We start from the raw sequence: 12,101 nt of genomic DNA, 5'->3' as shown, positions 1-12,101 counted from the left end.
TCATGTTTGAAAATTTATCGCATTTAGCATTGCAGCAGTATTGGTGGATTATTGATTCATTACTAGGCAGTTTGCTTGTATTTCTGATGTTTGTTCAGGGAGGTCAGACGCTAATCTATCAAATTGGAAAATCAGAATTGGAAAGAACCATGGTAGTTAATGCACTGGGTCGGAAATGGGAATTCACTTTTACAACTTTGGTAACCTTTGGAGGTGCCATGTTTGCATCTTTCCCTTTGTTTTATTCTACCTCATTTGGAGGTGCCTATTGGGTTTGGATGGCAATTCTTTTTTGTTTTATCATTCAGGCCGTAGCTTACGAATTTAGAAGTAAACCCGGTAATGTTTGGGGTGCTAAAACTTTCGAGGCTTTCTTGTTTATCAACGGATTATTGGGAACCATACTTATTGGAACTGCCGTAGGAACCTTTTTCAACGGAGCGGAATTTACAGTTAATGATTTTAATCAATCCAAATGGGCAACACCTTACGGTGGATTGGAGGCAGTTCTTAATTTTCACAATGTAGCCTTGGGATTAACAGTCTTCTTTTTAGCAAGAGTATTGGGAAGTCTTTATTTCATGAACAGCATAGAAAATGATCAAATATTTGCCCGGTCAAAAAAGCAATTGCTGGTTTCAGGAATTCCATTTCTGGTATTTTTTCTGTTTTTCACCATTCGGTTGTTGATAATGGATGGATTTGCTGTCGATTCACAAACAAGTATCGTAAGAATGGAGTCCTTTAAATATCTTCATAATCTTATAGCTATGCCTGTTGTGGCTGTTTTATTTTTAGTAGGTGTAGTAGGTGTATTGTTTGGATTGGCAAAATCATATTTGCTTGACAAATACACAAAAGGAATCTGGTTTACCGGTGGAGGAACAATTTTAGTTGTTTTCTCTCTATTTCTTTTAGCAGGATTAAATAACACTTCATTTTATCCTTCACTGGCTGATTTGCAATCCTCTTTAACTATTCAGAATGCATCATCATCGCATTATACATTAACAGCGATGAGTTACGTTTCCCTTATGGTTCCTTTTGTTATAGCCTATATTGTTTGGGCATGGAGAGCTATGAATAGTAAAAAGATTGATGCTCAGGAAATCAGTTCGGAAGATCATTTGTATTAATTTAAATCGTAAGACATGTATACATCATCTATAATATGGCTGTTAACCTGGCCGCTTTTGATTTTTATTTGTTACAAAACCATTCGGTTTGCACTTAAGAAACTAAAAGCTCAAATAGAAAAAGAATAATAATTATTTGATTGGCATCCTAAAACAGGATGCCAATTCTAATTGCACACATTTCCCGATGTCATTTAAAAGTGTATTTTTGTGCGAGTAATATCAGCTTTGGTATTAGACAGTCTTAAAATGAAGATATGAGCGGATTGGAGAATTGTAAACCAATGAATACTTGGTTTAAGAAGTTGGATACAAGACCAATAGTGATAAGTGGCCCCTCAATAGTAGAGTCGGAGGAACAATTATTGAATACTGCCAGAGAATTAAAAAAAGTAGAACAGGTAAAAATTTTTAAAGCCGGAGCATGGAAACCACAGACTACTGCTAAGTCTTTTGGTGATCGTGGTTTGGATATTTTGCAATGGCTGAATCAAGTTAAGCAGGAAACCGGATTGCTGACAATGGTTGAAGTGGCCTCTCCGAAACATGTTGAAATGTGCTTAAGGCATAATGTTGATATATTGTGGATTGGTTCCAGAACTACATCCAACCCATTTTCGGTTCAGGAATTGGCTAGTGCTCTTCAAGGAATGAGTGTCCCTGTTATGGTAAAAAATCCAATAAATCCTGATATTAATTTGTGGATTGAGGCTTTGGAAACCATCAATAAAGCTGGTATTTCCAGATTAGCTGCAATTCACAGAGGATTTTATCCTTTCGAGAAAACGAGGCTTCGTAACATTCCTAAATGGGAAATTCCTATCGAATTGAAATCACGATTTCATAATCTTCCCATTATTTGTGATCCCAGTCATATTGCCGGAGCAAACAGATATGTGCAGGAAATGGCACAAAAGGCAATGGATCTGAATATGGATGGTTTGATGATAGAAAGCCATTTTAATGCAGCAGAAGTAATCAATGATCAGGAACAACAATTAACACCTGCAGATTTAGATCAGATAGTAAGGAGTTTGGTTTGCCGATTACCTTCCGTTGATGATGTTGCAGAAAACCGACTTGAAAAGTATCGGGATCAAATAGATTCTGTGGATTCGCAGTTGATAGAATTACTTGCGCAACGGATGAATATTGTTGAGGGAATTGGTGAATACAAAGCAGAAAAGAATATGACAATTCTTCAGCTTCAACGATGGGAGAAGGTTCGTGAAAAAGGAATTGAATTGGGAAAATCCTTGGGCTTATCAGAGCCATTCGTTGCGCAATTGTTGCGAATGATTCATAAGGAAGCCATTTTAAAACAAAATGAGGTAATGAATCGAAAATAGTACCAATCAAAAAAATAAGAAAAGGCTAAGAATGTGATAAACATCTTAGCCTTTTTTTGTTGGAGATAAGCATGCTATTCTTTAAAATAAATCTATATAAGTAATATCAATGTGTAAAATTGAGTAAAAATGGAAAATTTAATTATACGATATAAATATATTTTGTTAATTTGAAGCACCTAATTCAAAGTTTATGAAATATATAAAACAATTCTTGTTACTCATCATATTTATTTTGAGTATTGTTAGTAATTCAAACGCAAAGGGAATAAAGTTTGGAAATGTATCTAAAGATGAGTTTGCTTTAAAAGAGTGTCCTTATGAAAAGGATGCGTCTGCAGTTATTCTTAGCAGAACATGCTCTGTTGATTTGAGTTACTCTATAATTCGTTATTTTTATCATGTACGGATAAAAATATTGAAGGAGGAGGGAATTGATCAAGCCAATATTAAATTGGCATACTATAGAAATAATAATATAGAAAATATTTCCGGTGTAAAAGCGCATACAATTAATTTGAATGAACAGGGAAAGCAAGAGGTTGCAGAGATCGCAAACAGTTTAATATTTGATGTGGATGTTGATGAAAATTATGGTGAAGTTCGGTTTACTATGCCTGATGTAAAGGTTGGATCCATAATTGAATACAAATACACAACTAATTCACACTTTTACTCTTATTTGGATACATGGTATTTTCAAGATGAAATTCCGACTTTAAATAGTTCGTTAAAGGTGAATATGCCTGAATCATTTCGATACAATATTGTAATGTTTGGGAGTCAGATACAAGCAAAGTATCCCGAATCAAAGAATAACCAATGGACTCTGACCAATATGCCTTCCATAAAAGAGGAATCTCATGTTAATAATTATCATGATTTTGTGGAACAACTGCGCTTTCAGTTAGCCGGCTATTTTACACGGGATGAATCTACTTTAAGCGGTTCTCCGATATTTGTAAATTCCATGACCACTTATGAAGAATTGGCAAAAGAGTATAGTGAAAAAGTGAATTTTTTGGGACGAACAAATTTTGCGAAAAAGCAATTGGAAACAATTCTGGATGGAAACGAAAACAAATGGGAGAAATTACAGAAGATTTATGATTTTGTAAGAACCAATGTAAAATGGAATGGAAAATATAGAATATATCCGGGAAATTCGCCACCCAATGTATTGGACGAGAAATCCGGAACAAATTCAGAAATAAATTATTTACTCGTTTTACTCTTGCAGGAAGCAGGTTTCGATTGCAATCCTGCCTTAGCCAGATCCAATACCAGAGGATTAATTCAAAAGGCTTATCCATTGCTAAGTCAGTTCGATCAGGTTCTTGCTTTTGTTGAGTTGTACGGGAAAAGAATTTTTTTAAATGCAACATCCCCTTATCGCCCTTTTGATTTAATTGCAGAAAAGGATTTGAATTATCATGCATTTGTATTGAAGAAAGGAAATCCTTTTTGGGCCGAAATAAAACCAAACGAAAAGAACCATCAGGATGTATTAATAACCTATGATTATTCAAATTCAGAGAATCCTGTTTGTAAGCTTAGAGTAAGGGAAAACGGATATTTTGCTGCCAAAAGCCACAAGGAATTGACTGAAGCTGGCTCTGAGTCCTGGATGACGAGTTTATTTGATTTGGAGAAGTGTGATTTTCAGAAAGATTCTCTCCATTTTCAGAATAGAGACGATGTAAATCTTTCATTGAAAATGCAGTGTGATCTTAAATTGGAGAATAGTTTGGATCAGGAAAGTGATTACATATACGTTAACTTATTTAATAAAAAGGATCTGAAAAATCCATTTTTAAAAGAATCGAGACAATATAGAGTCGACTATAATTATCCAAGATCCCGATCATATATAGTGAAGATTATTCTACCTGAAGGTTATCAGTTTGAAGATTTCCCAAAAAGAAAGAAAATTATTTTGTCAGGAGAAACAGGGAAATATACTCTCGATTCTCAGATCATTGGGAAAGAACTTTGCATACGAACATCATTTTCTATAAATGCAACATCGTTTTCAAAAGAATACTATGGCGATTTACGCGAGTTTTATAGTCAGATGAGTAAAATGATGGGATCGAAGGTGGTCATAAAAAGGAGTAACTAAATATCTAAAGAATGAATCAAATCACAACAGAAACAGAAGAAGACGAAGGGAAGTTTGAAGCTGAAATGGCTTATCCAACAATTAAACAGGGATGGGGAATTCTTGGATTATTTTTAGCAATTACCTTTGCTTACTTTATTCCATTAACGATGATTAGCCTTTTCGGTATTGATATTCAGCACGGTCCTTTTTTTGTGTTAAATTATGCTGTGCCTGTTATTATTCTAATTTTTATCACAGGAAGATGGTGGAAAAAGAATCCTCGGAATACTGAGGTTTTCAAGCTTCGATCTTTTCCGTCGGCACTATTGCCTGTAGTAGTTGTTATGACATTGGCAATTGTTATTATCGATTCTGAAATTGGCAGCTGGTTACCCATGCCCGATATTCTGATGGAGATGTTTAAAGAAATGCTGCAGCCAAATATCTGGGGATTTTTAACTGTTGTGGTAGCTGCACCCATTTTGGAAGAACTCTTGATGCGCGGTATAGTGCTGGATGGTTTGTTGCGCAACTATTCGCCCTGGAAAGCCATTATTTGGTCTTCGGTATTTTTCGGAGTGATACACTTAAACCCATGGCAATTTATTACCGCCATGATTGCGGGAATTGCTATTGGGTACCTCTATTGGAAAACCAAATCGTTGTTTTTATGCATGCTCATTCACGCTTTGAACAATGGCATTGCCTTTTATTTGATGGTTCGTTATAGCGATTCGTTCGATCTTGCCGAGCTTTTTGACATAGGAATTCTTGAACGAATAGGATTGTTTGTTGTTGCTTCGCTGATTCTTTGGGGTTCGTACCGCTATTTCGAGGATTTTTTTAGTAAAAGTAAACTGGTGGAATAGGCAAAGAAAAAAGACTAAAATTAAATCATCATTTTAGTCTTCTTTTTATCTTGTAACTGCAAAAAGTGGTCGTTTATTTTTTACTGATCATGTTGTTAATCAACGAGAAGATAATGTAAACAAACAGAATCATTGGAATCACCAGCCATTTTAAAAGTACAGCTAAAACCAATAAGGTGATTAGAAACAAGTATCGAATTTTATTTTCTTTCCAGGCTAAGCTTTTTACTTTAAGGGCAAACATTGGAATTTCTGTAACCAATAAATAAGATGTTATCAGGATAGCTCCAATAAGAATGAATTCATTGGATAGCCATTCTTTAATAACCGGATAATCTCCAAAGAACATCACCAATGGGAGAGAAGCCCAAAACATTGCATTTGCCGGAGTTGGTACGCCAATAAATGAGGAAGTTTGCCGGGTGTCAATATTAAATTTGGCCAAACGTAAAGCTGAAAATATTGGGATAATAAATGCCGAGAGTAATATTGCAATTTGTGGATAACTTAATTCTGCAGGCACAAAATCTGCGGAAGCACTACCTAAAACAGCATTTTTTAAATAAGCTAAAGCAATAACCCCCGGAGCAAAACCAAAACTAACCATGTCGGCAAGTGAATCGAGTTCTTTGCCCATAGGCGAATAAGCTTTTAGCACCCGGGCAGCTAAACCGTCAAAAAAGTCGAAAACAGCAGCTACAAGAATCAGGAAAGCGGCATTCACTAAATAGCCTTCCATCGCCATAAGGCTCGCAGTGCATCCTGATAGTAAGTTTAAACAAGTAATTGAATTTGGAATGTGTTTGATAATCCCTTTTGCTTCTGACATGAAATTTGATTTTGTATGGTACGCCACAAAAATAATGGATTTTTTCGAAACTTATGATTTCTTTTGCTTCGATGCATAAGTTTAAAAAAAGCATAGTATTTTTACCTGTCAAAGAAAATCAACTATATGTCCAGAATTATTGCATTTTTTATTTGCTTATGTCTCGCAGGGGCAGTGCTCGGCCAGACTTCAGCTCCAATATATAGTAATGAATTTCTGTCTATAGGAGTAGGTGCAAGATCTTTTGGAATGGGAAATGCCACCATCGCTTCTCAAAATGATGTTGAATCGTCTTATTGGAATCCGGCCAATTTAGTAGAGTTAAGAACAAAGTTTGATGTTTCGGCAATGCATGCTGAATATTTCGGAGGCTTATCAGCATACGATTATTTGGGCTTTGGCATGAAAATAAATGAGAAAAGTGCGGTTGGCTTAAGTTTGTTGCGCTACGGTGTTGATGATATCCCGAATACTCTTGAATTAATTGATAAAGATGGAAACATCCGCTACGATTTGGTGACAACTTTCTCGGCGGCCGATTATGCATTTCTTTTTTCGTATTCGCGAAAAACAGGAATTGAAGGATTGAGCATAGGAGGAAATGTGAAACTGATTTATAGGCACACGGGTGATTTTGCTTCGGCTTACGGCTTTGGATTTGATATTGCAGGAACATATCGAAAAGGGAAATGGCGGATGGGAGCAGTTCTTAGAGATGCCACAAGTACTTTTAATGCATGGGTGTTTAAAACCGGAGATCTTGAAAAAGTGTTTGAACTAACAGGCAACGAAATACCAGAGAATTCCACCGAAATTACTCTGCCCAGATTAATACTGGCTGTGAGCAGAGAATTCTCCATTTCCGATCAATTTTCATTGTTAACCGAGCTCGATATGGATATGACTTTTGATGGACAGAGAAATGTTTTGATTCAGGGAGATCCTATCAGTATAGATCCGCACATTGGTTTGGAAGCTTCCTATAAACAATTTGTATTTCTTCGAGCCGGACTAAGTAATTTTCAGGAAGAGACCGATTTCGACCAAAGCAAGTCCTGGACTTTTCAACCCAATTTAGGTTTGGGGATTCGTTATAAAAATTTTAGGTTGGATTATGCCTTAACGGATATTGGAGATCAGTCAATTGCAAAATATTCCAACGTATTTTCCTTGTCTTATGCTTTTGATTAGACAAGATTTACAATCATTTTAATAGAATCACAATAACGCATGGCAAATGTTATTATCCAAATTCATGGTTTAGGCAACAAACCACCCAAAAACTTATTGGAACGTTGGTGGGAACGAGCCATGATTGAAGGCTTAAAAAAGAACAATTACAAAATTGATCTGCCAAAACATGAAATGGTTTATTGGGCTGACGTTTTGTATGATAAACCACTAAACCAGTTCGAAAAGGATAAAAGAAGTCCTTATTATTTGGATGAAATTTATGCAAAGCCAAGCAAAGAACTGTTGCCGGAGAATCATGATACAAGAAAAAGGATCATTGGTTTTTTAAACCGGCAACTAAACCGAATTTTTCTAAATGACGACTTCTCTTTAAATTATTCTTTTATAACGGACACTATTTTAAGTAATTACTTTACAGATTTAGAGACCTACTACAAAGAAGAAACTACTGTAGAAGCAACATCCACCGCCAAAACGAAAGATCTGATAAGAGAGAGATTATTAAAAGTACTCGAAAAGTACAAGAATGATAAGATCATGTTAATCGCGCATTCAATGGGGTCGATTGTGGCTTTCGATGTTCTGACTTTTTTAGCTGATCAAATTAAAATTCATACTTTAATTACTATTGGTTCTCCTTTAGGTTTGCCAATAGTTGTTAGTAAAATTGCTGCAGAGCAAAGGCAAAAATTAAACGGGCAAAGTTTCATGATTACGCCGGAAGGTGTTAAGAACAATTGGTACAATTTTTCTGATATTTTGGATAATGTAGCTTTAAACCATGAATTGGCTGATGATTTTTCCGAGAATAAATATGGTGTAAAGCCAGTCGATTTTTTAGTAGTAAACAACTATGAAATAAATGGAGTCGCGAATCCTCACAAATCCTATGGTTATTTGCGCACGCCTGAATTTTCTAAAATACTGAATGAGTTTATTCTCTCCGAACGCTTAACATTCAAAGAAAAATTAACTGGAAGAACAAATAAATACTTTAAGATAACCAAACTGAAACTTTCTATTCAGAAAAGGAAAGTTCGGTCGTGGTTTCGCAGAAAGAGATAAGATAAATTTTACTAACTACATTGTAAGATGTAGATTTTACCTGACCTAATACGTCGCGCACAGTGTCAATTTTGCAGGAATGAGTAAGAATTGCAGCTGTGGGGCATGTGATTGTAGTTTTCGGGAGCAAAAATGTAACTCAAAACACTTCTAATGTTGCTTCCGGGAATTTGAATGTAGATAAAGGGAGTTCAAATGTTTCTTTTGGGAATTTGAATGTAAGCCAAGCGAATGAAAATGTAAGTGTTGGGATTCAGTATGTTGTTTGTGGAAATGTCTTATCCTGATTTTTTTTTGGAATATTATTTCATTCTAAATTGAATGTATATGATCATAATTTGAAATGTTATAAGTGCATATAAGGATTAAATTGATTAGATTCATGTAGTTAATAAATTGGTAGTCTCAGTAAACTAGTAAGCGTTATGAAAAATCTAATCGTAAGTATTCTGTTTTTAATTGGCAGTATTTCTGCATTTGCCCAAAAACATGTTGTAATCCTTCATCCGGTTGTGGGAGACACCATTGACCTGACCGAGAAACAAACTTATTTGTTGTTTGCTGATGTTGATGATTCTACTTACGACTATGGTCAGGTGATGAAAGAGGGAGACAAATATTTTTTGAATGTACATTCTCAATCCGGTGAGAAGTTAATAGAAATAGATCTGTCGAAATTGGAAGAGTATCATGCTAACATTCAAAAGTTACTTGCCTACTATTCTTATTTGGAGAATCCCGATCAATTAAAAGAGGCTCCACTTGTGGTCTTAAATCAAAAAGATACTTGCGCACTGGAGATGGATATTGAATATTTATGTCCGAAAATGCGAAAGAAATTAAAATATGATTCTTCTCGATATCAGACAAAAAAATCAACAGCCGAAGAAATGGAGTTTTGGGTGACAGACAAGAGTAATTACATCTATACTTCCGGGTATTTTGAGATTTTGGAATCCAGAGGAAAATAAGAGGGATGGCACACTGTAAAGTGAATAACGTACAATTTTACGTGTGATTTAAGCCGGTAGCAGTAAGATATTTCAGTAAATAAATTTTCCCTGTAGGGGATATGGAAATAACATATGAAAGAAAAATAATAACCCCAAAGAACTTTATTCTTTGGGGTTTGTTTTTATCCGTGAATTCCTAATATTTGTCCCCCGTCAACGCTGATGGTTTGTCCGGTGATATAGCCTGACGAAGGAGAGAGCAACCAAGTTGCCAGCTGACCTAAATCTTCGGGATTTCCCATTCGTTTCATTCTGATGCCCGAGGCAATTTTATCTTTAGCTTCCTGTGAAGTGATATTTTCCTGTTCAGCTTTTTTCTCTAATAATCTATTAATGGCTGGGGTTTCATGATATCCTGGTCCAACAATGTTTAGTGTTACTCCCGATTCGGCAATTTCCTGCGAAAGGGTTTTTACAAAACCAACAACCGAAAGACGCAGCGAGGTACTCAACACCAAATTATCAATGGGTTGTTTTACCGATGAACTTTCCAAAAAAACCATTCTTCCGTAACTTTCTTTTATCATCAAAGGAACAAGAGTCTGGGTCAATTCTACTTTCCATCGCAGTAGCTGATGATAGGCATTATCCCAATCGTCAAGTTTTGTTTCCATGGTTTTCATTGCAGGTGGCCCTCCTGCATTTATAAATGCTCCAGAGAGCTTTCTACTGCCTATTTTTTCCAATAACAGATGGATGGTTTCCGATTGAGTGATATCACCGCAAAAGCTTTCTATTTGATCTGGATTGGTTTTTTGCAATTCATCCAGTTTTTCCTGTCCGCGGGCAATGGCAATCACTTTAGCACCATCAGCGACTAAATTTTTTAATACGGCATTTCCAAATCCCGATGTGGCACCGCAAACCACAAAGAGTTGATTCTTAATGTGTAAATCCATAAAATTATTTTTTTAACTGATAGGCAATTACCCTATTGTTGTGAAATGTAGGAACTAAAATGATTTTCTGTTCGGGAATATAGCCTAAATCGGCTGCGTTTATTTGCTGTTCGGCCGAGCTTAGCAGTTTTTTAGCTTTCCCCGATTCAATCATTTGTATGTTGCCGACCCAATCTGATATTACCCAGGTGTTTTCATCAAGACTTAGCAATCCATCTATGCTTCCGGTGTTATCAGCAAGAGTTGTAATCAATTTAGTGTCTGTCTCAATTTTTAGAATTTTGTTGAGAACACCGGCACAAAGAAAATCATCTTTAAAGGTCAGGCCATTTACATGATCGAGTTGATCGTCTTTTAACCAGACGGTAAAATTTCCATTTTTTAAACGGTGAATACTCCCTGTCATATTATCGGAAACATAAACAGTCCCGGTTTTGGGATTTACTGCAACATCATTAAGAAAAATGGCTGTCGGGGCAGGATATATTTTAGTGATTTCTCCTTTAAGGATATCGATAACAACCAAATCATTAATATCACTAACAAAAAGGAAATTGCCGTATTTGGCCATTCCTTTAGGAGCATCAAGTCCGGTAATCCATTTATGAGTAGTAATTTCCCCTTTTAGGTTAAGCTTGGAAATGTATCCATTACCATCCTGATTGCCGGGTGTTCCTTTTATATTCGAAACATATATGCAGGAATTGTCAGCATCGAAAAATACCGATTCAGGTACTTCAAGAGAGTTTTCGCTTTCCCAAACAAATTTAAGTTCTGAGCTGAGAAATGCGGGAACATCTGTTTGTTGTCCAAAACTTGCAGAGCTTTGTATGCAAATTAAGGCAATGGCTATAAATCGAATAATTTTTGTCATGATATATTGGTTAAAAGTTCGCAAATGTGAAGTTACGACTTTTTACAGATCAGACCTGAAAAATTATTCGCGATAAGGATATGTTGCTGTTAATTTAATCGGAGAAACGACCAATGATAGTTTGAGAACCAGTTACATTTTGGTTTAATTTCACATCAATTTTTGTCCCTAAGGGAAGATACAGATCAACTCTCGAACCAAATTTAATGAATCCTTCCTGCTGAGATTGGTCAACTTTTTCGCCTTCTACCGAGTAAGACACGATTCTACGGGCAACAGCACCGGCAATTTGTCTCATTAAAATGGTAATGTTTTCATCTTTCTCGATTACGATTGTAGTTCTTTCGTTTTCGGTAGATGATTTAGGCAACCATGCTTTTAAAAATAAGCCGTTGTGGTGTCTAAAATATTTTATCAATCCCTGTACAGGATACCAGTTAATATGAACGTTTAAGGGCGACATAAAGATAGAAACCTGAAGTCTTCTGTCTTTAAAATATTCCAATTCTTCAGTTTCTTCTATCACAACCACTTTTCCATCTGCAGGAGCAATAATCAAGTTATCCCCAACTACAGGAGTACGTTTAGGAACCCTAAAAAAGGATACGACTAACAAGAAAAACGCGATGCTTACCGCCAAGAAGATATTGAATAGAAGTCCGAAACCAATGGTGAAAAACAGTATTGCATCTATAACTGCAATAGCGATAAAAAATACTGCGATAATTCCGAATCCTTCCTTGTGAATGGTCATACTTTGAATTTAATT

At 35.8% G+C, this 12,101-nt stretch carries 11 protein-coding genes; 7 read left to right on the top strand and 4 right to left on the bottom strand.

What is annotated here, in order from left to right; all coding sequences use genetic code 11:
- Positions 1-2 precede the first annotated feature (2 nt).
- From cydB to QUH73_RS03945, 4 genes are all read left to right on the top strand, one after another.
- Positions 3-1,136, top strand: a complete 1,134-nt coding sequence (gene cydB, locus QUH73_RS03960; RefSeq protein WP_289529164.1) for a cytochrome d ubiquinol oxidase subunit II — start codon at positions 3-5, stop codon at positions 1,134-1,136.
- A gap of 257 nt (positions 1,137-1,393) precedes the next feature.
- Positions 1,394-2,485, top strand: coding sequence for a chorismate mutase (locus tag QUH73_RS03955; protein ID WP_289529163.1), 1,092 nt, complete (start codon positions 1,394-1,396; stop codon positions 2,483-2,485).
- Between the two features lie 193 nt (positions 2,486-2,678).
- The gene (locus QUH73_RS03950; protein WP_289529162.1) at positions 2,679-4,607 is read left to right on the top strand and encodes a DUF3857 and transglutaminase domain-containing protein; all 1,929 of its coding nucleotides are present in this window, start codon (positions 2,679-2,681) and stop codon (positions 4,605-4,607) included.
- 11 nt (positions 4,608-4,618) lie between these two features.
- Positions 4,619-5,458, top strand: coding sequence for a CPBP family intramembrane glutamic endopeptidase (locus tag QUH73_RS03945; protein ID WP_289529161.1), 840 nt, complete (start codon positions 4,619-4,621; stop codon positions 5,456-5,458).
- Between the two features lie 73 nt (positions 5,459-5,531).
- On the opposite strand, the gene pssA is transcribed toward QUH73_RS03945, so the two are convergent.
- Positions 5,532-6,287 (bottom strand): CDP-diacylglycerol--serine O-phosphatidyltransferase, encoded by a 756-nt coding sequence (gene pssA / locus QUH73_RS03940; protein WP_289529160.1) that lies wholly within the window; start codon positions 6,285-6,287, stop codon positions 5,532-5,534.
- Positions 6,288-6,413: 126 nt separating this feature from the next.
- On the opposite strand from pssA, the gene QUH73_RS03935 reads away from it, so the two are divergent.
- The 3 genes from QUH73_RS03935 to QUH73_RS03925 all read left to right on the top strand — a co-directional run bounded on the left by QUH73_RS03935 (position 6,414) and on the right by QUH73_RS03925 (position 9,517).
- Positions 6,414-7,478, top strand: coding sequence for a PorV/PorQ family protein (locus tag QUH73_RS03935; RefSeq protein ID WP_289529159.1), 1,065 nt, complete (start codon positions 6,414-6,416; stop codon positions 7,476-7,478).
- A 39-nt stretch (positions 7,479-7,517) separates the two neighbouring features.
- Positions 7,518-8,546, top strand: a complete 1,029-nt coding sequence (locus QUH73_RS03930; RefSeq protein ID WP_289529158.1) for an esterase/lipase family protein — start codon at positions 7,518-7,520, stop codon at positions 8,544-8,546.
- 425 nt (positions 8,547-8,971) lie between these two features.
- Positions 8,972-9,517 (top strand): hypothetical protein, encoded by a 546-nt coding sequence (locus QUH73_RS03925; RefSeq protein WP_289529157.1) that lies wholly within the window; start codon positions 8,972-8,974, stop codon positions 9,515-9,517.
- A gap of 164 nt (positions 9,518-9,681) precedes the next feature.
- Here the strand turns inward: QUH73_RS03925 and QUH73_RS03920 are convergent, their stop codons facing one another.
- From QUH73_RS03920 to QUH73_RS03910, 3 genes are all read right to left on the bottom strand, one after another.
- Entirely contained in the window at positions 9,682-10,458 is a 777-nt protein-coding gene (locus QUH73_RS03920; RefSeq protein ID WP_289529156.1) for an SDR family oxidoreductase, read from the bottom strand.
- 4 nt (positions 10,459-10,462) lie between these two features.
- Positions 10,463-11,332, bottom strand: a complete 870-nt coding sequence (locus QUH73_RS03915) for an SMP-30/gluconolactonase/LRE family protein (RefSeq protein ID WP_289529155.1) — start codon at positions 11,330-11,332, stop codon at positions 10,463-10,465.
- Positions 11,333-11,426: 94 nt separating this feature from the next.
- Positions 11,427-12,086 (bottom strand): phosphatidylserine decarboxylase family protein, encoded by a 660-nt coding sequence (locus tag QUH73_RS03910; protein ID WP_289529154.1) that lies wholly within the window; start codon positions 12,084-12,086, stop codon positions 11,427-11,429.
- Between the last annotated feature and the right edge of the window lie 15 nt (positions 12,087-12,101).

Origin of the sequence: Labilibaculum sp. K2S, assembly GCF_030372765.1 — a bacterium.
Classification (GTDB): Bacteria; Bacteroidota; Bacteroidia; order Bacteroidales; family Marinifilaceae; genus Labilibaculum.
This window is presented reverse-complemented; position numbering and strand designations above follow the sequence as displayed.

Coding starts and splice junctions, on each gene's coding strand:
- cydB (WP_289529164.1), top strand. CDS start 3: ATGTTTGAAAATTTATCGCATTTAGCATTGCAGCAGTATTGGTGGATT.
- QUH73_RS03955 (WP_289529163.1), top strand. CDS start 1,394: ATGAGCGGATTGGAGAATTGTAAACCAATGAATACTTGGTTTAAGAAG.
- QUH73_RS03950 (WP_289529162.1), top strand. CDS start 2,679: ATGAAATATATAAAACAATTCTTGTTACTCATCATATTTATTTTGAGT.
- QUH73_RS03945 (WP_289529161.1), top strand. CDS start 4,619: ATGAATCAAATCACAACAGAAACAGAAGAAGACGAAGGGAAGTTTGAA.
- pssA (WP_289529160.1), bottom strand. CDS start 6,287: ATGTCAGAAGCAAAAGGGATTATCAAACACATTCCAAATTCAATTACT.
- QUH73_RS03935 (WP_289529159.1), top strand. CDS start 6,414: ATGTCCAGAATTATTGCATTTTTTATTTGCTTATGTCTCGCAGGGGCA.
- QUH73_RS03930 (WP_289529158.1), top strand. CDS start 7,518: ATGGCAAATGTTATTATCCAAATTCATGGTTTAGGCAACAAACCACCC.
- QUH73_RS03925 (WP_289529157.1), top strand. CDS start 8,972: ATGAAAAATCTAATCGTAAGTATTCTGTTTTTAATTGGCAGTATTTCT.
- QUH73_RS03920 (WP_289529156.1), bottom strand. CDS start 10,458: ATGGATTTACACATTAAGAATCAACTCTTTGTGGTTTGCGGTGCCACA.
- QUH73_RS03915 (WP_289529155.1), bottom strand. CDS start 11,332: ATGACAAAAATTATTCGATTTATAGCCATTGCCTTAATTTGCATACAA.
- QUH73_RS03910 (WP_289529154.1), bottom strand. CDS start 12,086: ATGACCATTCACAAGGAAGGATTCGGAATTATCGCAGTATTTTTTATC.